Source organism: Achromobacter animicus, assembly GCF_902859585.1.
Classification (GTDB): Bacteria; Pseudomonadota; Gammaproteobacteria; order Burkholderiales; family Burkholderiaceae_B; genus Achromobacter; species Achromobacter animicus.
The window spans coordinates 888,925-911,419 of sequence record NZ_CADIJM010000001.1; the positions used below are offsets into that span (position 1 = coordinate 888,925).

25 protein-coding genes are annotated in these 22,495 nt (G+C 67.0%); 15 read left to right on the plus strand and 10 right to left on the minus strand.

Translation table 11 applies throughout. The annotated features are described in order from the left end of the window. The first annotated feature begins 2 nt into the window (after positions 1-2). From HV681_RS04015 to HV681_RS04025, 3 genes are read left to right on the plus strand one after another with little or no spacing between them, the layout of a single operon-like run. The gene (locus tag HV681_RS04015; protein ID WP_105238664.1) at positions 3-992 is read left to right on the plus strand and encodes an ABC transporter ATP-binding protein; all 990 of its coding nucleotides are present in this window, start codon (positions 3-5) and stop codon (positions 990-992) included. Then, the gene (locus tag HV681_RS04020; RefSeq protein WP_175121811.1) at positions 989-1,969 is read left to right on the plus strand and encodes an ABC transporter ATP-binding protein; all 981 of its coding nucleotides are present in this window, start codon (positions 989-991) and stop codon (positions 1,967-1,969) included. The genes HV681_RS04015 and HV681_RS04020 overlap by 4 nt, the downstream gene beginning before the upstream one ends. Then, positions 1,966-3,366 (plus strand): M20 family metallopeptidase, encoded by a 1,401-nt coding sequence (locus tag HV681_RS04025; protein ID WP_175121812.1) that lies wholly within the window; start codon positions 1,966-1,968, stop codon positions 3,364-3,366. Before HV681_RS04020 ends, HV681_RS04025 begins: the two co-directional genes overlap by 4 nt. On the opposite strand, the gene HV681_RS04030 is transcribed toward HV681_RS04025, so the two are convergent. From HV681_RS04030 to HV681_RS04040, 3 genes are all read right to left on the minus strand, one after another. Beyond that, positions 3,350-4,264, minus strand: a complete 915-nt coding sequence (locus HV681_RS04030) for an MBL fold metallo-hydrolase (protein ID WP_175121813.1) — start codon at positions 4,262-4,264, stop codon at positions 3,350-3,352. The genes HV681_RS04025 and HV681_RS04030 overlap by 17 nt on opposite strands. An 83-nt stretch (positions 4,265-4,347) precedes the next feature. Next, on the minus strand, positions 4,348-5,304 hold the full coding sequence (locus HV681_RS04035) for an alpha/beta fold hydrolase (RefSeq protein ID WP_175121814.1): 957 nt from the start codon (positions 5,302-5,304) through the stop codon (positions 4,348-4,350). 141 nt (positions 5,305-5,445) lie between these two features. After that, positions 5,446-6,195 (minus strand): hypothetical protein, encoded by a 750-nt coding sequence (locus HV681_RS04040; RefSeq protein ID WP_254594879.1) that lies wholly within the window; start codon positions 6,193-6,195, stop codon positions 5,446-5,448. A gap of 117 nt (positions 6,196-6,312) precedes the next feature. Between HV681_RS04040 and HV681_RS04045 the strand changes: the two genes are divergently transcribed. Further along, complete coding sequence (locus tag HV681_RS04045) at positions 6,313-7,017, plus strand: hypothetical protein (RefSeq protein ID WP_175121815.1); 705 nt, start codon at positions 6,313-6,315, stop codon at positions 7,015-7,017. Between the two features lie 90 nt (positions 7,018-7,107). On the opposite strand, the gene HV681_RS04050 is transcribed toward HV681_RS04045, so the two are convergent. Then, positions 7,108-9,573 (minus strand): mechanosensitive ion channel domain-containing protein, encoded by a 2,466-nt coding sequence (locus tag HV681_RS04050; protein ID WP_175121816.1) that lies wholly within the window; start codon positions 9,571-9,573, stop codon positions 7,108-7,110. A 375-nt stretch (positions 9,574-9,948) separates the two neighbouring features. On the opposite strand from HV681_RS04050, the gene HV681_RS04055 reads away from it, so the two are divergent. Then, positions 9,949-10,923, plus strand: a complete 975-nt coding sequence (locus HV681_RS04055) for a Bug family tripartite tricarboxylate transporter substrate binding protein (RefSeq protein WP_175121817.1) — start codon at positions 9,949-9,951, stop codon at positions 10,921-10,923. A gap of 14 nt (positions 10,924-10,937) precedes the next feature. Here the strand turns inward: HV681_RS04055 and HV681_RS04060 are convergent, their stop codons facing one another. Then, positions 10,938-11,231: a hypothetical protein gene (locus tag HV681_RS04060; RefSeq protein ID WP_175121818.1), complete on the minus strand. Its 294-nt coding sequence runs from the start codon at positions 11,229-11,231 to the stop codon at positions 10,938-10,940. Positions 11,232-11,370: 139 nt separating this feature from the next. Then, positions 11,371-11,985: a TetR/AcrR family transcriptional regulator gene (locus HV681_RS04065; RefSeq protein WP_175121819.1), complete on the minus strand. Its 615-nt coding sequence runs from the start codon at positions 11,983-11,985 to the stop codon at positions 11,371-11,373. Positions 11,986-12,210: 225 nt separating this feature from the next. Between HV681_RS04065 and HV681_RS04070 the strand changes: the two genes are divergently transcribed. Next, positions 12,211-12,804, plus strand: a complete 594-nt coding sequence (locus HV681_RS04070) for a hypothetical protein (RefSeq protein ID WP_175121820.1) — start codon at positions 12,211-12,213, stop codon at positions 12,802-12,804. Positions 12,805-12,885: 81 nt separating this feature from the next. Here HV681_RS04070 and HV681_RS04075 read toward each other — a convergent pair whose 3' ends face one another. From HV681_RS04075 to HV681_RS04085, 3 genes are all read right to left on the minus strand, one after another. Next, a complete protein-coding gene (locus tag HV681_RS04075; protein WP_175121821.1) occupies positions 12,886-13,203 on the minus strand; it encodes a hypothetical protein in 318 nt (105 codons plus the stop codon). Beyond that, on the minus strand, positions 13,193-13,699 hold the full coding sequence (locus tag HV681_RS04080; protein WP_175121822.1) for a 2-thiouracil desulfurase family protein: 507 nt from the start codon (positions 13,697-13,699) through the stop codon (positions 13,193-13,195). Before HV681_RS04080 ends, HV681_RS04075 begins: the two co-directional genes overlap by 11 nt. Positions 13,700-13,844: 145 nt before the next feature. Then, on the minus strand, positions 13,845-15,734 hold the full coding sequence (locus tag HV681_RS04085; RefSeq protein WP_175122016.1) for an NYN domain-containing protein: 1,890 nt from the start codon (positions 15,732-15,734) through the stop codon (positions 13,845-13,847). Positions 15,735-15,854: 120 nt separating this feature from the next. Between HV681_RS04085 and HV681_RS04090 the strand changes: the two genes are divergently transcribed. From HV681_RS04090 to HV681_RS04115, 6 genes are all read left to right on the plus strand, one after another. Next, positions 15,855-16,430, plus strand: coding sequence for a GNAT family N-acetyltransferase (locus tag HV681_RS04090; RefSeq protein ID WP_175121823.1), 576 nt, complete (start codon positions 15,855-15,857; stop codon positions 16,428-16,430). Between the two features lie 180 nt (positions 16,431-16,610). Further along, positions 16,611-17,549 carry a motility protein A gene (locus tag HV681_RS04095; protein WP_175121824.1) on the plus strand — a complete coding sequence of 313 codons (939 nt, stop codon included), beginning with the start codon at positions 16,611-16,613 and terminating at the stop codon, positions 17,547-17,549. Further along, the gene (locus HV681_RS04100; protein ID WP_175121825.1) at positions 17,546-18,634 is read left to right on the plus strand and encodes an OmpA family protein; all 1,089 of its coding nucleotides are present in this window, start codon (positions 17,546-17,548) and stop codon (positions 18,632-18,634) included. The genes HV681_RS04095 and HV681_RS04100 overlap by 4 nt, the downstream gene beginning before the upstream one ends. A 146-nt stretch (positions 18,635-18,780) precedes the next feature. Continuing rightward, a complete protein-coding gene (locus HV681_RS04105; RefSeq protein WP_175121826.1) occupies positions 18,781-19,167 on the plus strand; it encodes a hypothetical protein in 387 nt (128 codons plus the stop codon). Next, positions 19,164-19,355, plus strand: coding sequence for a helix-turn-helix transcriptional regulator (locus HV681_RS04110; RefSeq protein WP_175121827.1), 192 nt, complete (start codon positions 19,164-19,166; stop codon positions 19,353-19,355). Before HV681_RS04105 ends, HV681_RS04110 begins: the two co-directional genes overlap by 4 nt. A gap of 94 nt (positions 19,356-19,449) precedes the next feature. Beyond that, entirely contained in the window at positions 19,450-19,803 is a 354-nt protein-coding gene (locus tag HV681_RS04115; protein WP_175121828.1) for a YciI family protein, read from the plus strand. A gap of 68 nt (positions 19,804-19,871) precedes the next feature. On the opposite strand, the gene HV681_RS04120 is transcribed toward HV681_RS04115, so the two are convergent. Then, entirely contained in the window at positions 19,872-20,024 is a 153-nt protein-coding gene (locus tag HV681_RS04120) for a hypothetical protein (protein WP_175121829.1), read from the minus strand. 219 nt (positions 20,025-20,243) lie between these two features. Between HV681_RS04120 and HV681_RS04125 the strand changes: the two genes are divergently transcribed. Genes HV681_RS04125 through HV681_RS04135 form a run of 3 tightly spaced genes read left to right on the plus strand, consistent with a single transcriptional unit; the run spans position 20,244 to position 22,401 of the window. Then, positions 20,244-20,657 carry a YciI family protein gene (locus HV681_RS04125; RefSeq protein ID WP_175121830.1) on the plus strand — a complete coding sequence of 138 codons (414 nt, stop codon included), beginning with the start codon at positions 20,244-20,246 and terminating at the stop codon, positions 20,655-20,657. Between the two features lie 41 nt (positions 20,658-20,698). Next, positions 20,699-21,106 carry a VOC family protein gene (locus HV681_RS04130; protein WP_175121831.1) on the plus strand — a complete coding sequence of 136 codons (408 nt, stop codon included), beginning with the start codon at positions 20,699-20,701 and terminating at the stop codon, positions 21,104-21,106. Further along, positions 21,103-22,401 (plus strand): RNA polymerase sigma factor, encoded by a 1,299-nt coding sequence (locus HV681_RS04135; RefSeq protein ID WP_175121832.1) that lies wholly within the window; start codon positions 21,103-21,105, stop codon positions 22,399-22,401. Before HV681_RS04130 ends, HV681_RS04135 begins: the two co-directional genes overlap by 4 nt. Positions 22,402-22,495 lie beyond the last annotated feature (94 nt).

Consider the following 22,495-nt stretch of genomic DNA (forward strand, 5'->3'; position numbering starts at 1 on the left):
GCATGAACGGCACCGATATCGTCCTGGACGTCCAGGGATTGACCGTCGACATCGCCACGCCACGCGGGCCGCTGCACGCGGTGCGCGACGTGTCGTTCCAGGTCAAGCGCGGCGAAACGCTGTGCCTCGTGGGGGAATCCGGCTGCGGCAAGTCCATGACCTCGCTGGCCATCATGGGTCTCTTGCCCAAGGCCGCCCGGCGCAGCACGCGCCGGCTGGCGGTGCTGGGCGAGGACCTTTCGAAGGCGCGCGGGCGGCGCGTCAACGCGCTGCGGGGCAGCAAGATGGCGATGATCTTTCAAGAGCCCATGACGGCGCTCAACCCCGCCTACGCCATTGGCGAACAGCTCACCGAACACTACATCCACCACTGCAAGGCGAGCAGCCAGCAGGCGCGGGACCGCGCGGTGGAACTGCTGGAAAAGGTCGGCATCGCGTCGGCCGGCCAGCGGCTGGGGCAGTATCCCCATCAGTTGTCCGGCGGGCTGCGCCAGCGCGTGATGATCGCGATGGCGCTCATGTGCGGCCCTGAACTCTTGATCGCCGACGAGCCCAGCACCGCACTGGACGTCACGATCCAGGCGCAGATCCTGCGGCTGCTGGCCGACCTGCAGGCAGAACTGGGCATCGCCATGGTGCTGATCACGCACGATCTGGGCGTCGTCGCGCGCATCGCGCGGCAGGTGGCCGTGATGTATGCGGGTCAGATCGTCGAGGAAGGCCCCGTCGCCGACATCTTTGCGACGCCGCATCACCCCTACACGCAAGGGCTGCTGGGCTGTATCCCCGTGCCTGGCCGCACGGCGCCGGGCGAAGCGCTGGGCACCATACCCGGCGTGGTGCCGTCGCTGGTCGGCGACTTGCGCGGCTGCGCCTTCGCCGACCGCTGCCGCTACGCGCAGCCGCAATGCCGCCAGGCCGTTCCCGTCCACGGCCAGGCGACTGGCCAGCAATGGCGCTGCATCCTCAGCGCCGAAGGAGTCCCGGCATGAGCGCGCTGCTGCAAGCCGATGGCGTCAGCCGCCAATTCACGGTGCGCGCCGGGATGTTCCGTCCGCGAAGCACGCTGCACGCGGTCAATGGCGTGGACCTGGCGGTTGACCGGGGCGCGGTGCTGGGCATTGTGGGCGAGTCCGGCTGCGGCAAGTCCACCCTCGCGCGCATGCTGCTGGGGCTGACGCCGCCGACCGAAGGCGCCATCCGCCTCGACGGCCAGGACATCCGGAAGATGGACCGGCGCGCCCTCGCCCGGCGCGTGCAGCCCATCTTCCAGGACCCGTATTCGTCGCTGAATCCGCGCCGCTCCATTGCGTCGATCGTGTCGCTGCCGCTGGAGGTGCACGGCATTCCCAACCCGAAGATGCACAAGGCGATCGACATGCTGGAACGCGTGGGCCTGCCGCCGCGGCTGGCCCACAACACGCCCGGGCAGCTGTCCGGCGGCCAGCGCCAGCGCGTGGCCATTGCGCGCGCGCTGGTCATGCAGCCCGAGCTCGTCATCTGCGACGAACCCACCTCCGCGCTGGACGTGTCGGTGCAGGCGCAGATCATGAACCTGCTGATGGACCTGCGCCGCGACTTCAACCTGACGTATGTGTTCATCAGCCACAACCTGGCGGTGGTCGAACACATCGCCACCCACGTGGCCGTGATGTACCTGGGCCGCGTGGTGGAGTCGGCGCCCACCGCCCGGCTCTTTCACGACCCGCGCCATCCCTACACGCAGGCGCTGCTGGCGTCGGTGCTGACGCCCGAACCCGGGCTGGGCATCCCCGACATGGGGCTGGGCCTGTCGTTCCCCGACCCGCTGCACCCGCCGTCCGGCTGCCCGTTCCATCCGCGGTGCCAGCACGCGATGGCGCAATGCAAGACCGAACGGCCCGCATTGACCGTGCGGGAAGGCGCGCTGGTCGCCTGTCACCTCTATCCGCCCGTCCCCTCGACTTCCAATGGAGCCACCCAGCCATGACCCGCGCACACGCCATCGCCCAGGCGGAACACTGCTTTGATTCCGGCGCCTTCCGCACGCTGTTGGCGCGCCGCCTGGCGCTGCCCACGGAAAGCCAGAACCCCGAACGCGCCGCCGTGCTGGCGGACTATCTGCAGGACGAGATCCGTCCGGCGTTCGAGGCCCTGGGATTCACCTGCCGCACCCTGACGCATCCGAAGGCGCTGGCGCCGTTCCTGTACGCCGAACGCATCGAGGACCCGGCCCTGCCCACGGTACTGGGCTACGGGCACGGCGATGTGATTCGTGGTCTGGAACGGGAATGGAAGGAAGGCCTGTCGCCGTGGTCGCTGACCGAGGCCGAAGGCCGCTGGTACGGCCGCGGCATTGCCGACAACAAGGGCCAGCACACCATCAACATGGAGGCGCTGCGGCTGGTGCTGGAGACGCGCGGCAAGCTCGGCTTCAACGCCAAGTACCTGATCGAGATGGGCGAGGAAACCGGCTCGATGGGGCTGCGCGAACTGTGCACCGAGCACCGCGACCTGCTGGCCGCCGACCTGCTGATCGCCTCGGACGGCCCGCGCCTGAGCGCCAACCGTCCCACCATCTTCCTGGGCGCGCGCGGCAGTCTGAATTTCGACCTCACGATCGAGGCTCGCGCCGGCGGACATCATTCGGGCAACTGGGGCGGACTGATCTCCAATCCCGGCCTGCAGCTGGCCCACGCGATCGCCAGCATCGCCTCGCCCGTTGGCCAGATCCGCATCCCGGAATGGGTGCCGAAGGAACTGCCGCCGGCCGTGCGGCGCGCGCTGGCCGACTGCCAGGTCGACGGCGGCACGGACGGCCCCGAGATCGAACCGGATTGGGGCGAGCCCGGTCTGTCGCCCGCCGAACGCGTGTTCGGCTGGTGTTCGTTCGAGGTGCTGGCCTACAAGACCGGCAACCCCGACACCCCCGTCAACGCGATCCCGCCGCGCGCCTGGGCGCGCTGCCAGTTGCGCTTCGTGGTGGGCGTCGACCCGGACGACCTGATTCCGGCCCTGCGCCGCCATCTGGACAGCCATGGCTTTCCGATGGTGCAGATCTCGCTGACCCGCGAATCCATGTTCCGCGCGACCCGCATCGACCCGGACGACGCCTGGGTGCGCTGGGCTGTGGACTCGCTGGAACGCACCTCGGGGCAGAAGACCGCGCTGCTGCCCAACCTGGGCGGCTCGCTGCCCAACGACATCTTCACCGACGTGCTGGGCCTGCGTACGATCTGGGTGCCGCACTCGTACCCCGGCTGCTCGCAGCACGCGCCCAACGAGCACCTGCCGCCGGAGCTGCTGCGGCAGGCGCTTGGGTTGATGACCGGTCTGTACTGGGACCTGGGCGCGGGCGGCACGCCGGAGATCAGAAGTCCCAGATGACCGGCACCCAACGGAACGCGTTGCCTTCCACGGCGACGCGTCCCACCGAGGGGAACGGCAGGTGCGCCGCCACGAGCAGACCCTTGTTTTCGGCCAGTTCGTTGAACAGCGCGAAGCGCACGCGGGCCGATTCCTCGGGGTCGTGTTCAAAGCCGTTGTGCCATTCGGGATGGTCGAAGGCCACCGGAAACACGGCATCGCCCGCAAACGTCAGGCGCTCGCCACCGGAGATCAGGTCGACGACACAGTGGCCGGGCGTGTGGCCCCCGGTATGGCGCACGATGACGCCCGGCGCCACTTCGTGGCGGTCCTCGAAGACGCGGATCTGATCGCGGTACGTTTCATAAAAGCTGGTCGCCGTCGAGCGCAGCACGGCGGGCACCGGCTTGGGCATGACCGTCTGCGAAAAATCCGGCGAGGTCCAGAACGCGACTTCAGTCGCATTGACGTGGATGCGCACATCTTTGCGCAGACGCTCCTTCACGCCGGGGACCAGCAGGCCGCCTACGTGGTCCATGTGCATGTGCGTGATGATGACGTCCGTCACGGACTCCAGCGGAATGCCGGCCGATTGCAGGCGCTGCGGGAACTGGCCCGCGCGCGGAAAGCCCGAGAACTGGCCGCCCAGCCCCGCGTCGATAAGGATGGTCTGGTCACCGCTGCGCGCGACCATCACGTTCAGCGGCCAGTCGAAGGCGTCCGGCGGCATGAACATGTGATCGAGCCAGTTGGCCAGATCGGCCGGATCGGCATTGGTGGCCATCGTCGACGTGGGCAGCGGCAACACGCCGTCGCTGACGACCAGCGCGTCGATATCGCCCACCTGCACGGCGTAGCGGGAAGGCACCAGATCGATGGCCTGGTGGGTGATGGGGTCCAAAGTGTCTGCGGAAAACATGGCGGAATCTCCTTGAAGGCGGCCGGTTGGGCCGGCCGGAAACCGGCGCCCTCGCGCCGGGTCGTTGCGGGGCGGCGCGTGCGTCAGCCGCGCAGGAAAGCCAGCAGGTCAGCGTTGATGCGGTCCTGCAGGGTGGCCGTCAGGCCGTGCGGGGCGCCGGGGTAAAAGATCGCCTGCGCGTTCTTCACCAGACGCACGGCCTTCTTGGCCGAGTCGTGGATCGGCACGATCTGGTCGTCTTCGCCGTGCATGAACAACGTGGGCACGTCGATCTTCTTCAGGTCTTCGGTGAAATCCGTTTCCGAGAACGCCTTGACGCACTCGTAGGCGTTCTTCTGGCCGCTCTGCATGCTCCAGAGCCAGAACTGGTCCAGCTGGCCCTGCGACACCTTTGAACCCGGGCGATTGGCGCCGTAGAACGGCACGGCCAGATCCTTGTAGAACTGCGAGCGATCGCCCGCCACGCCGTCGCGGATGCCGTCGAATACCGACAGCGGCAGGCCTTCCGGATTGGCGGCCGACTTCAGCATCACCGGCGGCACCGAGCCGATCAGCACAGCGCGCGACACGCGCTTCGTGCCGTGGCGGCCGATATAGCGCGCCACTTCGCCGCCGCCGGTGGAGTGGCCCACCATCGCGATGTTCTTCACGTCCAGCGCCTCGATCAACTGCGCCAGATCGTCGGCGTAGGTGTCCATGTCGTTGCCGTTGGACGGCTGCGAAGAACGCCCATGGCCGCGGCGGTCATGCGCAATCACGCGAAAGCCATTGCGTGCCAGGAAGTGCAGTTGTCCGTCCCACGCATCCGCGTTCAGCGGCCAGCCGTGCGAGAACGTAACGACCGGGCCGGCGCCCCAGTCCTTGTAGTACAGCGTCGTGCCGTCTTTGGTGACGAAGGTGTTGCTGTTCATGGGAGTGCTCCGTTGGGGTTGGGAATTGCGCTGCGGGGCTGCTTGTGCGCCGATGGCAAAGGCGCTGCCAGCCAGGAGCGCGCTGCCGGCAAGCAGCGTGCGCCGGGCGGCGTTATACGAGTCGTTCATGGGGATCCTCAAGGTCGGAAGAGACAGTGAGGGCATCGTAGGACTGCGCCCGCGAGCGCGGTAGACACGGCGCGGGAAGCACGATGTTGTGCGATGCGCACCAATGCCGGCGGGAGGTTGCAGGCGTGCGCGAGACAGGCGCTATTCGGGCAGCGCCGAATCCCGATACGCCACGGCGATCATCGCCGTCAGCACGAAGGTCATGGCGACGCACGCCACTGCGCCCAACACGCCCTGCAGCGCCTGCACGCCCACGTAGTCATACATCAGCGGGAGCAGATCGTTGGTGGCATGCGCGGCCAGGACCAGCAACACCAGGAACCCCAGCATCAACGGCCAGCGTGGATAACGCATCGCGGCGCGCACCGCGCCAAAGCCATATTCGCCGGTGACCGCGACGCGTGGCAGGCTTACGCCGTACACGGCCAGCCCGTACAGCACGGGCACCCACACCACCACCAGCAACGCGATCAGCACGCCGTAGAACAGCGGTTCATTGGCGCCGCCCATCAGCATGTACAGCACATACGGCAGATCGCCGGTGGCGCGCGCAAGCGCCATGACGCCAACCACCAGTCCGCCCAGCAGCACCAGATGCCGGGCTTCCGGGTTGCCGCCACGCGGCGCGGCCGCATGCGCGGTCTCGCCAAGCAGGATGACCCGATGCCAGGCGTAGGTGGTGCGCGCGAGGGCGATCAGGCAGACGAGCGCCAGCGCGAGGATCAGCCAATCCACAAGCCCGTACAGCCGGGACGTCATCAGCGCAAACGGCAACGTCAGCATGAACACGGCCAGTGACCACGGCGCGGCGGCCAGAATGGCGCGGCCGTGCTGCCTGATGACGCCCACTGTCGCGGCGATGAAACGACCTGCTCCGGGTTTGCTGGACACGAGACTCCCTTGCTCAGAAATGATGGTGCTCGTTTATACCGCACGCAGCCTATTCACCCGATCCCCTGTCGCGTATCTCGGTTACCCTTGCGGACCTTTTCTTTCTACCGAGTCTTCATGAAGTCGCTTCCCCTCGCATTTGCTGCCCTTGCCACCACCCTGCTGCCCACGCTGGCGCACGCCGCGTACACGCCCACCGAGATCGAACGGGCGGTGCTCGAGTACGGCATACGCGAAGAACATGATGCCTTGCTCCGGGCCGACTGGCGCCTGCTGGGCCGGATGATGGACATATCGCGTGTGGACCCCGCGGATATCTCGGACATGTACGCCAAGGGTCCGACGGACAAGGCGCCGGCCGTGATCGAAGATTCCTTCGTGTTCAAGGCGACGATCGATGCGGCAGCGGCGAAGGCCGGCGTCGTGACGTTCGCCGGCACCCGCGGGGCCACCGTCCGCGCCACGCTGCCGGCAGGCGCGCAGCCCGCCAACGACCTGATGTTGACCTGCGCCAAGCTGGCTTTTGCCGATGGCGTCGCCACGTTCTCGCAGTGCCAGAACTGGACGCCCGTCGCCGAGAAGACCGTTGCGGATTTTCGCGCCGACATCGCCGGATTCCTGCAAGGCAAGCCCGCGAAGAAGTACGTGGCCAAGTTCGTGATCGACTACTTCGTCGTCGCGGGCGACATGCCGGCCAAGGCCGGCTGCCCCGACGACCGCAAGGCCTGCGACGAGGCGATCCGCAAGACCGACATGACGCGCGCGGGCTATCAGGCCGTGACTGAGCGCCTGAACGCGGCGGGCGTGCAGACCGGGCGCTAAGCCTTTCAGGCCATTCCTGCGTGCCCTCCATTGCGGGCGCGCAGGCAGCCGCTACTCAGGCGGCGCCCAGCGTCACTAGTCCCGAGGCGTTCAGCTGCGGCCGGGCTCCGTCCTGGCCGCAGCGGCGTTGGCCTGCGTTTCGGCCTGTACTTCGGCCTCCGCCTCGGCCTCGGCCCGAGCCTCCAGCTCATTGCCCAGCACCTCGGCCGAATCCTCGTTGCTGGCTTCCGGCTTCAGGCGGCGGCGCGTATGGCCCGCGGCGCGCGCGCTGTTGCCCTCGTCCGCACGCTCGGCCTGCACGTGCACATTGGCCGCAGGCGCGTAGCCGCGCTTGTCCTGACCGAAGTAGACCACCGTGTGCGGGTACGGCAGCTCGATGCCCGCGGCGTCGAAGTGCTTCTTGAGCAGGCGGTTGTAGCCGCGCTGCACCGCCCACTGCATGCCCGGCGTGGTCTTGATGAGGATGCGGATGGTCACGCCCTTGTCGTTGACCGCCGTGACGCCCGCCACCGTCATGTCTTCCAGGATCTCCGGTCCAAGCACCGAATCGGTCATCAGCTCGGCAAACGCCGCACGCAGATGCTCGATGGCGTCGTCCACGCTTTCGCGGTGGGCAATCGTGTATTCACCCAGGTGATACGAGAAATCGCGCATGTGGTTGGCCACCACGTCCACCGACGAGAACGGCACCAGATGGTAGCCGCCGTCCAGCGTGCGGATGCCGACCGAGCGGATGGTCATCTTCTCGACCGTGCCGAACACGCCGGCCACCTGCACCACGTCGTTCTCGTTCATCCCGTTCTCAAGCTGGATGAAGACGCCGGTGATGATGTCCTGCACCAGCTTCTGCGCACCAAAACCGATGGCCAGACCGACCACGCCAGCACCGGCGATCAGCGGGCCGACGTCGATGCCGATCTGCGACAGCAGCACCATCAGCGTCATCGTTACGATGACGATCAGCGCGGCGTTGCGGAACAGCGCCAGCAGCGTGCGTTCGCGCGCGCTGGGCATGCCCCGTTCTTCGCTTTGGCTCAGGCGATGCTCGATGATGCTGGCGATCACCGTCCAGGCCAGCATGGCGATCATCAGGACGATCACGATGTTCAGCACCACCTTGATCGCGGCGGCGCCCGCGTCCGACGCCAGCCAGCGCGACAGGTCAAAGGCCTGCCACGCGTCCAGGATCAGCAGCACGATGATGATGCGGATGATCCAGCCAACCACCTTCAGCGCAGCCGGCACGTACGCATTGACGCGTGCCTCCAGCAGCGGCAAGCGCCGCCGCAGGTCGTCCGACAGGCGGATCGGCTTGGCCAGCACCGCGTTCAGCAGCAGGATCAGCAGGCTGCCCACGCCGATGACCAGCAGCGTCTGCGCCGTGGCGCGCGCCATGAACGGCAGCGCATCGGTCGGGTCGACCTGGCTGACCACAAGCAGGATCGTGAAGTAGAGGATGCCCAGCACGTGCCAGATGCGCGACAGCAGCCGCAGCCGGGATCCCATGAATGTGGCCGCGCCCGCGGCCCGGCGGTCCAGCCGTTCGCGGACCGCCTGCCGGTTATGCCAGATGACGCGTACGGCGTAGATGTACACCGCCAGCATGATGAGCATCGTAGTCAGCCGGCCCAGCGCCGGCGACAGCGCTGCCGCCATCACGGGTCCGACCACCAGCGTGCCGTAACCCGCAGCCGCCACGATGCGCACCAGCCACGCGTTCCAGTACTTCGCCAATTCGTCCGACATCGGCAACAAGCGCAGATGCGGATGGCGCACGGCGAACACCGTGCGGATCAGCACCTTCACGATCTCCACCGCCACGAAGGCCTGCAGGAACAGCGAGGCCAGTCCATCCAGCGTGCCGCGCCCCGGCGTGCTCCACAGCGCCGCCGCGCCGCCTGCCATGGCGGCCAGCAAGACGACGGCGACGTCGATCGCCAGCGCACCCACGATCGCGCCCGCGCGGCGGGTCAGCACCTTCATGGACGCCGGCTTGCCCCGGACGGGGGCCGACCCGGTTTCGCAACCGTGCTCGGCCACCCAGCGGTCGATCCGCGTATAGATACGCATGGCGATCATGCGCAGCAGGATGAAGGCGATGATGGTGGCCGCGGCAGCCAGCGCCAGCGGCAGCAACGCGCTGCGCGCCGTGCCGCTGTCCATGCGCAAATTCTGGCCCGAGGCCAGCGCGCGCATGTCGTCAACGCCCTGCCCCATGTCGGCCGCGACCCCGGTCAGGAACTGCTGAACGCCATTGGCCATGCGCTCCTGGAACGTCGGCTCGGCGGGGGTGGCGGGCGTCTGTTTCGCCGTCGCGGTCTTGGCTGGCGCTGCGCCAGCGGCGGCCGGTTTGTCACTGGCCGCCTGCGCGCGCAGCTGGTCGATCAGGGCTTGGCGCGCTTGGGGGTTGTCCAGCAGATCGGCCAGCGCGGCGGGCGTCAACGCCGAAGCCGCGGGGGCCGGCTCAGCCGGCGGTTCGGCCGCCGCGGCCGGGGTCAGCAGCGGGAATGCGGCGGTGGCCGGAGCGTGCCAGAGGATCGATAAACAACTCAACATCGCCGCCAGCAGCCAGGCCGCCAGCCAGGGCCTTTCCCGTCTGCGCCGCCAGGAGACGGCGGCATGGTGGCGGAATGGAAGGGATCGGGATGCTGTCGTTGCGGATCGAACCACTAATAAATCTCCTGTGCAATCAGGGCATGGACGCCATAGGTAAAAAGAGAAGCCGGCGACTGCGGGAGACCCGGCTTGGGCAAAGGGCACATGATAAAGCCCCTGCTCTGTCCCCTTTAGCGGCGGCCTGCTCTTATCGCTGGAAGCAATAAACAAGCGGCGATTAATTCGTTGGTCCGGACGGCTTGAGTGTTTAGAGTCCAACGCCGCCATGCCCGCGCCGCATTCCGACAGGCGCGCGCCCAACCACGAGTCCGCTTCATGACCATCCGATTCCAAGCTGCACGCCGCAACACCCTGCTCGCCCTTGCTCTGGCCGTCACCGGCATGGGCGCCGCGCAGGCCGACCAACGCGTCATCCGCATCGTCGTGCCCTACGGCACCGGCGCAGTCCAGGACACCATCGCCCGCGCGATCGGCGACGAACTGGGCCGCGCGTTGGATGCCTCCATCGTGATCGAAAACCGCGCCGGCGCCGGCGGCACCGTGGGCACCGCCCAGGTCGCCCGCGCCAAGCCAGATGGCAACACCCTGGTGCTTGCCGCAGCCAGCCACAACATCGCCGGGTATCTGTATAAGAACCTCAGCTACGACCCCTACAAGGACTTCACGGGTGTCGCCTACATCGGCAACACCGGCTACATCATCCTTGCGTCCGCCTCGCTGAACGCCAAGAACACCGCGGAATTCATCCAGGCCGTCAAAGCCAAACCCGGCGCTTACGATTACGCGTCGGCCGGCAACGGCAGCGCCTCGCACCTGGGGATGGCGTCGTTCCTGACCGCCGCCGGCGCGCAGATGCAGCACATCCCCATGAAGTCCACCGGCGACGCCGTGACCGAACTGCTCGCCGGCCGCGTCCAGGCCGTCACCGCCGCCACCATCGGCGTGACCGCCTATCGCAACGACCCGCGCGTCACGTTCCTGGCCTACACCGGCAAGACCCGTTCACGCTTCGCGCCGGATCTTCCCACCGTTGCCGAAAGCGGCCTGCCCGGCTACGCCTTCGATTCGTGGCTCGGTTTGCTCGCCCCCGCCGGCATCGCCGCGGCAGACCGAGACAAGATCAATACCGCGGTCAACAAGGTGCTGGCCGACCCGAAGGTGCAATCGCGATTGGCTTCGCTGGGCGTCGAAGCTGAAGCCAAATCCGCGGCGCAGTTTCAGGCGCTGCTGAAGGCGGATTTCGAAGCGGCAGGAAAGGTGGTGAGCGCTTCCGGGGCGCGGGTGGAGTAGACCCTGATTCTTCGTTAAGCCAAGGTGTCGGTCAGGTGTTGATGCGGATCAGCACCCGAAGCCACCGGTCCGGTTTCGGGTCGCACGGAGCAAGGCTTTACCGGTTCAAGGGTGTACACGATCTGTTCCACGACATTGGTCATGGAACAGCGGGCTTCAAAACGTGCCTGTTCGTCCAGATCCCGATAGGCCGGGAAATAGAAGAACGAAATCTTGCGGATCTTGAATTCGATGCCCAATTCGCTATTGGCCGAATAGCGCAGGCCCCAGTGGGGACAGCTGGGGGTCTGATACTGATTCTTGGGCAAAAACAACCATCCCACGGACACTGCAGGAAGCGTAGCCACATTTTGTGACGCCTAAGCGATCACATGATGCATCCCACTGCAGGGGACCGTCGCCCTCGCACGCCCGGTTGGCGCCCAGGCGGATGATGCAAAGGACGTTTCAAGCTTCGGGTCGCCGACGCATCCCGTCCAGCAATAAATCCGTAATGAACTCCGCCACCGCCTGCTGCCTGGCCGCGTCGGGCATCAGCCGAGCGAAACGTTCGATGATGGCAATGAGCGACTGACCGAACCACTCGGGCGAAATCTCCGGGCGGAATAGTCCCGCCTGCTGCTCCGACCGGACGTTCTCGGCGATCAGGATCACCAGCTCGTCTTTCAGCGCCTCGGCCGCCTCGGCCTGGAAGAAGCCGATGCGCGTGAGATTTGGGTCTTCCTGCAGGATGGCAAGCAACGTCCCGATACCCTGCCGGATGCGGTTGACCAGGGCTTCGCCCTGCAGGTGGCCCGGCAGGCGGGCCTCGCTGATCGCCCGGCGCAGCCGCTGCGCGAATAGCCCCACCAGCTCGTCGTAGGCCGCTTGCTTGCTGGTGAAGTATTGATAGAACACGGGCTGGGTCACGCCGGCGCGGGCAACGATGTCGCTGACGCGGGTGTGCTGGAATCCCCGTTCGGCGAATTCGGCCGCGGCGACGGCCAGGAGTTGTAGCCGGGTGCGTTCGCCCTTGGTGAGGCGCCTGTCCTGCGATGCCGAAGTGGGTAGTGCCATGCTCATCGCGGAAAAATACTACCTATCCTCGCTTTCCGCCACTGCAACAAGCGCAAATTGCCACACTTCGGTCCAGGCGGCGGTTCGCTCCTAGCGTCTTGTCACAGTGCTGAAATCAGTTGAAATCCCCGTATCGCTTGAGACACCTAATCCGCGCGCCCCAGCAGTAAAGTACGTCTATCGTCCGGCGGCTGGCACAGTGCCGCCGCCGGATGGCTCAGGAGCAAGATCATGAAGCGGTGTACAGGCCGGGTGGCCATTGCGGCGTTGGCGCTGGCGGTTGCTGGTGCGCCGGCAGTGGCTGGCGGGCGTGGCGGAAATTGGGGCGGCCATGGAGGGGGTTATGGCGGCGGCTATCACCACTATCACGGCGGCGGTGGAAGCAGTTCCAGCGGCTGGTGGATCGGCGGCGCCTTTGCACTGGCGACGGTCGGGCTGCTGCTGGCGGCCAATTCGGGGCCGTCCTATGTGCAGACCGGGGTTTACTCGTCGGGGGTGGGCTACACGAGCCCGCCGCTGTACGCGGCGCCCGTGTACGGCACGACGGTCTATGAAGCCGCGCCGGTCTACACCGCCCCGGTTTACGAAGCGCCGCCCGTTGCCTATTCCACACCTGTGCCCCAGTACGCGCCCGTACAGTACGAGTCCGCGCCCCCCGTCAATGTCGCCCAGGCGAACGCCACTACCGACTGCCAGCGTTGGGCCATGAACCAGAGCGGTTACGATCCTGCCACCATCACGCAGTGGACCACCCAGATCATGGTGGATACGTATAACCGCGCGCTGGATTCCTGCATGACCAGCCGCGGATATCGCGCCAACTGACAGGCGTGATCGCGGGTGTATCCGGCTGGCCTGACGCGACGGCGCGCACGTGCAGCATGCCGGCGCGCCGGCCGCCGCGCATCAGCGGCGCCAGCCGCGCCAGGCAAATATCACGCCGACGGCCAGGAGCAGACCGGCCGGCAGCACCCAGACAAAACCTGAGTCCGTATAGACGACCTGTTCAATAGGATCGTAGTAGCGGCCCAACTCGTTGAATTCCCACCGCAGGTACTGCGCGTACCAGGCGTAGAAGCAGACGGCGGACAGGGCCAGGCTTATCAGCGCGCCCACGCGGGCAAACACGACACTGCGATGGGTGCGCACGGCCCCCTTCCAGGCCAGGTAACCGCATCCGCCCACCCCGGCTAACACCATCCAGCCGCCAATCTCAGCGAGCATCATCCGCCTCCAGTTCGGCCAGGAATGCCGCCGCTTCGGCCCACTGATGCTCGCTGAAGACGTGCACCCCCGCGCCGCGCAGCAATTGCGCGGTCACGCCCATGCCGGGCTGACGGCGGCCCGCGAAATGGCCGTCGTAGACGTAACTGCTGCCGCAGGACGGGCTGCCCTCTTTCAGGACGGCCATACGAATACCTCGCGCTTGCGCTGCCGCCAGCGCCTCGTGCGCACCGCGCACGAAAGGCGCTGTCACGTCGTCGCCCGTCACCGCCACGACACGGGCACGGCCCGCCAACACCGAAGCGGCGTTTTCGCCCGGGTCGATCTCCGCCGGGGGCCGCGGGATCGGCATGCCGCCCGCCACCTCGGGACAGACGGCCACGACACGGCCTTCTTCCCGCCAGCGCGCCAGGATGGCATCGCCATGGGGCACGCCGCGTCCGTCGTAACGCACGGGGTTGCCCAGGAGGCAGGAACTGATCAGAACACGATACATGGGGGGGTGAAATCGGTAGATGAGCGGCCGCGGGCGGCGCGGCCAGGCAGGTGACACGAGCCGGCCCCGCAAGCAAACGGCGCACAAGGCGCCGTCTGAAGCGTTCGTCAGCGCTGACTGACGGCGGGCCGGGCCGATCGCGACGTCAAGCCGCGTCGGTTTTCTTCGCGGTCTTGCGCGGCGCCGTTTTGCGGGCCGTTGTCTTGCGCGCCGCTGTCTTGCGCGCCGGTTCAGGGGCCGGGGCGGTCTCGGCGGCGGGCGCCGTCGGCGTTTCCGCTTGGGCCGACGGGCTCTCCGATTTGGATGGCGCCTTGGCCGTGGTCTTGCGGGCACTGCGGGCGGGTTTGGCGGCGGACTTTGCGGAAGCAGCGTCGGAAGCGGTTTCGGAGGCGGCCCGGGAAGCCACATCCGACCGGGATCCGGCGGCCGATCGCGGCGCGCCGGCGAAGGGATCTGGCGCCTCGCCCCGGCGTTCGCGTTCGGTGTTGGCCGGCGGCGCAACGAACGTCCACTCGGCCACATTCACTACCGGCGGCGGACCGGAAACCAGCGCCGACTGCGGCGGCGGGGGCACCGGACGCTTGAAGGCAGGTGGAGCCACGTCTTCGCGCTGGCGAGCCGGCGCCTGCCCGTCGGACGAAGCTTGCCCCTCGGACGAAACCTGCGCGCCGGACGAACCCTGCCGTTCCGCCTGAGCCCGCCCTTCGGACGCCCCCTGCCCTTCAGAAGCCCCCCGCCCCTCGACCGAACCTCGCGGCTGACCGGCGTCTTCCAATGACTCGGCATGACTCGACGGCCGGGCATCATCACCCGCCCTCGCGCCCCGACCACGGCGGCCCGAGCGACCCTGACGGCCGTTATCCGACTGTCTGCCGCTGCGCGCCTGCGGCGAGCCGCCGGCAGCATCGCCGCCAGCATCCTGACCCGGCGTCTCCAACACATCCACTACGGTGCCCTCTTCCGTCTGCTGCGGCGCGTCGGGTTGTTTCCACGCATCCGCAGCCTCGGCGAATCCATCCGGCGAGGCGGTCACGGCATCTTCCCGCTCAGTGCCTTCGCCGTGCGAGCCCGCCGTCCGGCCGCCCGCCGTCTTGCGTCCGCCACGCGATTTACGTGTGTTCCGGCCACCAGTGACCGGCGCGTCAGTGGCATCGGCCACCCCATCTGCCGCCCCGCCATGCGCCTCGCCAGCCTGGGCAGAGGATGCCTCGCCCGAGCCATCACGATAGACATACGTACCCGACTTCTCTTCGCGCCCGACCTCCAGGAACCCGCGCGACTGCGCCTCTTCCAGCAGATTGCCGAACGCGCGGAAGCCATAGTAGGACTCGTTGAAATCCGGTTTGCGGCGCTTCAAGGCGTCTTTCAGGGCCGATGCCCAGATCTTGCCGCTGTCGCCGCGTTCGGCCATCAGCGCCTCGAACGTCTCGACCACCATCTCGACCGCCCGCGTCTTGCGAGCGTCCTGCTCTTCCTTGCGGCGGCGCTCCTCGTCGGGCGAGCGGCGCTGGGCGCTAACGCCACGGTTGTCGCGGCGCGCCTCGGCGGTGCGCTGGCCTTCACGGGCCAGATCGTCATAGAAAATGAATTCGTCGCAGTTGGCGATCAGCAGGTCGGACGTGGACTGTTTGACGCCCACGCCGATGACCTTCTTGTTGTTCTCGCGCAGCTTGGAGACGAGCGGTGAAAAGTCGGAGTCGCCGCTGATGATGACGAAGGTGTTGACGTGGGACTTGGTGTAGCAGAAGTCCAGCGCGTCCACGACCAGGCGGATGTCCGCCGAATTCTTGCCGGACTGGCGCACGTGCGGGATTTCGATCAGCTCGAAATTGGCCTCGTGCATCGGCGCCTTGAATTCCTTGTACCGCTCCCAGTCGCAATAGGCCTTCTTGACCACGATGCTGCCTTTGAGCAGCAGGCGCTCGAGCACCGGCCGGATGTCGAACTTCTGGAATTTGGTGTCGCGCACACCCAGCGCCACGTTCTCGAAGTCGCAGAAAAGCGCCATGCTGACGTTTTCGTTGGGGTTGTTCATGTTCTCTCCAATGCCGCGGTCGGAAGGCCAGGCCCAGGCAATGCCCGGCCTTACACCGCCAGAATTCGCCCATGATATACATTTCCGCTTGGTCTCCCCCTTCATCCGCCCCGAGCCGCCATGACCGACACCCAGCCGCTGCCCGAACTCGTCACCGACCGACTGGTGCTGCGCCCCCTGTCCCTGGATGACGCCGACGCCATTCAGCGCACGTTTGCCCAATGGGAGGTCGTGCGCTTTCTGGCCGACAAGGTGCCTTGGCCGTATCCCGACGATGGCGCGCGCCAATTCCTGCAACACGCCGCCCTGCCCGCCATGCGCCGCGGAACGCAATGGCATTGGTCGGTGCGCACGCGGGCGCAGCCTGACCAACTGATCGGCGTCGTCAGCCTGATGGACGACGAGCCCGGCAATAACCGCGGCTTCTGGCTGGATCCTGCGCATCAAGGGCGGGGTTACATGACCGAAGCCAGCGCGGCCGTCACGGCCTACTGGTTCAACGTGCTGGGCAAACCGGTGCTGCGCGCGCCCAAGGCCATCGCCAACACGGCCTCGCGGCGGATTTCGGAAAGCAGCGGCATGCGGCTGGTGGGCACCGAAGAACGCGGCTTCGTCAGCGGCCGGCATCCCGCCGAGATCTGGGAGATCACGCGCGAGGAATGGTTGGCGCAGCAGGACGCCACGCGGCAAGCCTAGGCCGTCCCCGATTTGCGCCCGCCAATCGGCGGGGCGCCGCCCGCCTGACTGCCCGATTAAGCCGGCGCTTACCGCCTATTTCGCCCCGCTTTCCGGCCAATTGACCGGCGCTTGCGCTGGCTAGAATTCCCGACAATCCGGCATTCCGCGCGTGGGATGCCATGTTTTCGGGCAAGATCCATGAATCCGTCTACCGTCATCGGCGCCGTTGTCGGCCTGCTCACCCTGATCATCGTGGTGGCACTGTCCGCCAACGACACCAGCCTGTACTTCAACCTGCCGGGCCTGGCGATCGTGCTGGGCGGCACCTGCGCCGCGCTGTTCATTGCGTACCCGCTGCAGGAAGTGGTGCGCGTGTTCAAACTGGTGCGCACGGTGTTCCGCAACGACCAGCACGACCAGCAGCGCGACATCGAGGAACTGGTGTCGATGGCGCAGCTCTGGATGAACGCCGACGTCCACAAGGTCGAGCACGAGCTCAAGAAGGTCTCGAACCCGTTCCTGCGCACGGGCGTGCAGCTCATCATCGACAACACGCCTGAAGACCAGATCATCGAACTGCTGAAGTGGCGCGTCGCCCGCCTGCGCGCCCGCGAGCAGGCCGAGGCCCAGATGTTCCGCGTCATGGCCACCTTTGCGCCCGCCTTCGGGATGCTGGGCACGCTGGTTGGCCTGATCAACCTGATGGCCGTCCTGGGCGATGGCAGCATGCAGACCATCGGCCAGCAGTTGGCCATCGGTCTGATGACGACGTTCTACGGCATCCTGCTCGCCAACCTGATCTGCAAGCCGATCGCGCTGAAGCTGGAACGCCGTACGGCGCGTCGTGTGGAATCGATGAACATGGTGCTGCAAGGCATCTCGATGATGTGCGAGAAGCGCGGTCCGGCCATGGTGCGCGAGACCCTGAATTCCTTCGTCATGCACGTCGAAGACGAAATCTACGACGGCGGCGCCGACGCCAAGCCCAAGACCAAGACGGAAGGCCAGGTCAAGCCCGGCGCAACCGCGCCGGCCGCCGGAGCGCCGGCCGCCGGATCGCCGGCCGCCGGCTCGCCCGCCCGCGCCACCGCAGCCGCCTCCGTCTCCATCGCCCGCCCCGCTTCCGCGCGTCAATGAGCCTGATTTCCCCTTCCCTTGCGCAGCGGATCGAGCAGGCCCGTCAGGCGCAACTGCGGGCGCAGAAGGCGTCCGCGGCGAGCGCCTGGCGCCCTAGCGACAGCGACCGCCAGGACCGCTATGCGCGCTGGCACGTCGAAGACGCCGTCGAGCAGGATTCCGAGAACTGGCTGCTGAGCTATCTGGACCTCATCACGCTGCTGCTCGCGATGCTGGTCGTCATGCTGGCCGTCGCCATGTACGGCGGCGGCTCCGGCAAATCCGGCCAGCCCGTCGAGCTGGTCGGTACACTCGGCGCCAGCGGCCTGCCCAAGTACGACGGCGAGTATTCGGAATTCGAAACCGTGCAGATCCCGGCAAGCTGGTCCGCGCAGCCCACGCCCGCGCCGGCCCTCGCCGCGGCCGCGCCCGCGCTGGCCGAAGACGAAGTCGTGGTGGCTGACGCCGCCCCGCCGCTGACCGCCCCGTCCAAGGAATCGCTCGGCCTGGCGGACCTGGGCAATTCGGTGGACGTGATCGTCAACGAGCAGTCGGTCAGCTTTCGCATCAGCAACGAACTGCTGTTCGCTTCCGGCCAAGCCACGCTCAGCACCGCGGGCCTGGACGTGATCAAGCGCCTGGCCGGCATCCTCAACAAGAACGACTACCAGGTCTCGGTCGAAGGCCACAGCGATCCCGTGCCGATCCTGACCAAGCAGTTCGCGTCGAACTGGGAGTTGTCCAGCAGCCGCGCCACCAGCGTCTTGCGCGAACTGGTGCGCGATGGCGTGACGCCGCAGCGGCTGCGCGCGGTGGGCTACGCGGAAACGCGGCCGATCGAGTCCAACGACACGGCCGCCGGCCGCGCGGCAAACCGCCGCGTCGAGCTCATCATGGACATCACGCCGCCGCAGGCCAAGACCGCCGCCGCCCCGCAGGCGCCCGCCGCGGGCAAACCGGCCACCGCGCCGCAAGCGGCCGCCCCCGCGGGCACACCGTCCAAGCCGGCGGCAACGCCGTCCACGGCGAAGGCGGCCACACCGGACGCCAAAGCGCCTGCGAACGCCATGACGGCGCCCGCGCCCGCCACTCCGGCGCAATCCTGATCCGCGATTCCTTCCCTTGTAAAAACCGGCGCAAGCCGGTTTTTTATTGCCCGCTTGCCGCATTTTCGTGATGTAAAGGACGCTTGACATACCGCCTCCCGGCCGCCAGAATGTCAAGCACGCTTTACATCAACAAGGGCATTCCCATGAATCAACTCCAGGCCAAGCGCCGCTATTTCAAGGAACTGGGCTTCTCGATGGCGCTGTATGCCGTACTTCTGGCCGGCGCGCTGTGGCTCAGCCTCGACATGCGGCCCGGCGCCCTGCGCACCGTCGTGCTGCTCACGCCCATGCTGGCGTTTCTGCTGGCGCTGCGAGCCGTGGTGCGCGCCGTGCGCCAGTCCGACGAATTCGTCCGCAAGACCACGCTGGAACACCTGGCCATTGCCGCCGCCGTCACCGCCGGAGTCACGTTCACGTATGGCTTTCTGGAAATCGCCGGCTTTCCCAAACTGAGCATGTTCGTGGTCTGGCCGCTGATGGGCGGCGTCTGGGCGTTCACCACCATCATCGACACGTTGCGCCATCGATGAAAAACTGCATCCGCGAACTGCGCGCCGAGCGCGGCTGGAGCCAGGCCGCGCTGGCCGAACGGCTGGACGTCTCGCGTCAGACCGTCAACGCCATCGAGACCGGCCGATACGATCCGAGCCTGCCGCTCGCCTTCGCCATCGCCCGCGTGTTTGAAACATCCATCGAATCGATCTTTCAGGAAGGCTAAGGCGCAATTTCCGGCATGGCGCCGACGCGGGGATCGGCGTTAACCTAGCGGACCCGCCGTTCGCGGCGACCGCAGTCCCCAAGCGGGAGTCACCATGCCCTACATGCTGCTGATCATTGAACCGGTGGGCCAGCGCGCCCAGCGCACGCCCGAGGAAGGCCGCGAGGCCTATGCGCAGATGGTGCGCTACGCCGAATCCCTGCATTCGCGCGGCCTGCTCACGCGCGCCGAATCCCTCAAGTCCGATGCCGAAAGCGTGCGCCTGCGCGTGCGCGACGGGGACCGTCAGCTGATGGACGGCCCCTACGCCGAGGCCAAGGAAATGATCGGCGGATTCTTCCTTCTGACCTGCGAGTCGCGCGAAGAAGCGTTGGCGCTGGCCGCCGAATGCCCGGCCGCGCAATGGGCCACGGTTGAAGTCCGGGAGTTGGGGCCCTGCTTCATGTAGGCGAGTGACGGCCTTCGCAAATGCGCGGGGCCAGACCGGCCCTGCTTTCCCGGCCGGCCGCCGTTACATCAGCAATTGCCCTTTTTGGCCTGTCCAGGCGGACAGAAGCCGCCCCGGCCGCCGCCGTCATGCGGATCGACGACCACGGAGCCTTGCGGCGTGTACACGGCACAGCCGGACAAGACGGAGACGATGAGGGCAAGACTGCACAGAACTTTCATGGTGTTGCTTCAGGGTGGTTAAAGACGCTGCGAGTGTATGGGACACGCCTGCAACAAGGCCTGGACCTTCGTAACCGGGTGCTAGGCGCCCCAGACACCCCGGCTGACTCAGTATTTACCCTAGGCACGCTTTGTTGTTGTCGATCCACTGCCGCGCCGTTCGTCGTACCTGTACAAGCGCCCCTTTCGGCCTTGCTATCCCTCCCCTGGAGACCTCAGATGCGATTCATGATCATCGTCCGGGCCACGCCCGACAGCGAAGCCGGCAAGATGCCGGACGACAGCCTGCTTGCCTCGATGGCGACCTATCACGAAGCCCTGGTCAAGGCCGGCGTGTTGCTGGACGCCAACGGCCTGCACCCGACGTCCAAAGGTTGGCGCGTGCGGTACGACGGCAGCGGCGAACGCAAACTGCTTGACGGGCCGTTTGCCGAAACCAAGGAACTGATCGCCGGCTACACGATGATCCAGGTGCGCTCCCGGGAAGAGGCAATGCAGTGGGCGATGCGCTTTCCGACGCCCTTTCCCGGCCAGGACTGCGAGATCGAGGTGCGCCAGGTATTCGAGCTGGACGACTTCGAGCCCAGCAAGGAAGTCGAGCGCTTCCGCCAGATGCCGACGCCGAACGTCTGATCCCCCTGCGTCCCACCATGAACCATCAAGCGAGACACGCCATGCACAAGCAGATCTTCGTCAACCTGCCCATCAACGACATGCAGAAGTCCCAGGCATTCTTCAAGAAACTGGGCTACAGCTTCAATCCCGACTTCACCAACGACCAGGGCGCATGCATGGTCGTCGGCGACAACCTTTACGTGATGCTGCTGGTGAAGGATTTCTTCCAGAGCTTTACCGGCAAGCCGGTGGCGGACGCCACGCAGACCACGGAAGTGCTGGTCTGCCTGTCCTGCGAAAGCCGAGCCGAGATCGACGACCTGGTGGCGCGGGCCGTCGCCGCGGGCGGCACGGCGCCGCGCGCGCCGCAGGACCACGGCTTCATGTACGCGCACGGGTTCGAGGACCTGGATGGGCACATCTGGGAGTTCGCCTACATGGTTCCCGGCGAAGCGACCGGCGCATGACGCAGGCGGCCACGCATCGCGCCATCGAGGCGGTCTGGCGGATCGAGGCCGCCAGCGTCATCGCGGGGGTGGCGCGTCTGGTGCGCGACGTGGGGCTGGCCGAAGAGCTGGCCCAGGATGCGCTGGTTGCGGCGCTGGAGCGCTGGCCCCAGACGGGCGTGCCGGACAATCCCGGAGCATGGCTCATGACCACCGCGAAGAACCGTGCGCGTGACCGGCTGCGGCTGGATGCGCTGCACACCCGCAAGCACGAGCAGATCGGCCACGAGCTGGAAGCCTTGCAGGCCGACGTGGAGCCCGACTTCGTCGACGCGCTGGATGCGGCGCGCCAGGACGACATCGGCGACGATCTGTTGCGGCTGGTCTTCACCGCCTGCCATCCGCTGTTGTCCACCGAGGCCCGCGTGGCGCTGACGCTGCGCCTCTTGGGCGGGCTGACGACGGCCGAAATCGCGCGCGCGTTCCTGGCGTCGGAATCGACCATCGCGCAGCGTATCGTGCGGGCCAAACGCACGCTGTCCGCCGCCAATGTGCCCTTCGAGGTGCCCTCGGCCGCCGACCGCGCGCCGCGTCTGGCCTCGGTGCTGGAAGTCATCTATCTGATCTTCAACGAAGGCTATTCCGCGACCTCGGGCGATGACTGGATGCGGCCGGGCCTGTGCGACGAAGCGCTGCGCCTGGGCCGCATTCTGGCGGAATTGACGCCGTCGGAGGCCGAGGTGCATGGTCTGGTCGCGCTGATGGAACTGCAGGCGTCGCGCCTGCATGCGCGCACCGATGGCCAGGGCCGGCCGGTGCTGCTGATGGAACAGGACCGCCGCCGCTGGGATCCGCTCTTGATCCGGCGCGGGCTGGCGGCGCTGGACCGGGCCGATGCGCTGGGCGGCGCGCGTGGGCCCTATGCGCTGCAGGCCGGCTTGGCTGCCTGTCACGCGCGGGCCCGTACGCCCGGGGAAACCGACTGGATGCGGATCGTGGCGCTGTACGATGCGCTCGCCCAGGCGGCGCCGTCGCCCGTGGTGGAGCTGAACCGCGCCGTCGCGATCGGCATGGCCTTCGGCCCGCAGGCCGGTCTGGATCTGGCAGACCAGTTGGCGGCGGAGCCCGCGCTGGCGAACTATCACTGGCTGCCCAGCGTGCGCGCCGACCTGCTGGCCAGGCTGGGCCGCGAGGCCGAAGCCCGCGCCGAGTTCGAACGCGCGGCCGGCATGACCCGCAACGCCCGCGAACGCGAGCTGCTGCTGGGGCGCGCGCGGGAAATGACTGGGGAATCGGGCGACGTCAGCGGCGATTGAGGGAGCCGGACGCTGCCTCGAGCCCGACCGCCTGTTCAAAACATCCAATTATTAGACGACGTATAATTTTTAACGTCGTTTAATTATTTTGGTT